Source organism: Bartonella sp. AA86SXKL, assembly GCF_042196885.1.
Genome location: NZ_JBHIRE010000591.1, coordinates 1 through 534, shown reverse-complemented (window position 1 = coordinate 534; position 534 = coordinate 1). Strand labels below are relative to the sequence as shown.

Below are 534 nucleotides of genomic sequence, written 5' to 3'. Positions count from 1 at the left end.
TAATGAAAAAGTGCGTTTGGCAATGCGCTATCTTATTGATTATGAAGGTCTTGGAAAAACCCTTCTGAAAGATGTTGGTATTCCACGGGCAAGCTTTATTCCCATTGGGAATCTTGGGGCTTTGGATGAAAAAGAAGGGCAACCCTTTAAACTTGATCTTCAAAAAGCTAAACAGCTTTTAACAGAAGCAGGTTATCCAAATGGTTTTGAGGCTAATATTTTTGCAGGGAAGTCTCCTTATCCTTTTGCTTTGCCTATGGCTCAGTCTATACAAGACAATGCAAAAAAGATAGGAGTGCACTTTAAAATTGAAAATTTTGTAGGAACGCAGTTGTTCTCAAAACTTTATGCACGTAGCTTTGATACCATTTTTATGGGATGGAATAACGATTCTGCGGATCCTTATACAATGGCTTCACGCCTTATTTACAACCCTGATAATCGGTTCGAGGCTAAAAATACAGGCTATCCTAGTTGGTGCCATGGGTATTTTGATCAAAATATGAATCAAAAGGTTGAAGATGCGTTGTTTGA

1 protein-coding gene is annotated in these 534 nt (G+C 38.0%); it reads left to right on the top strand.

Translation table 11 applies throughout. The annotated features are described in order from the left end of the window. On the top strand, positions 1 to 534 hold a 534-nt coding region (locus ACFIO5_RS13445; RefSeq protein WP_375705684.1), incomplete at both ends, for an ABC transporter substrate-binding protein.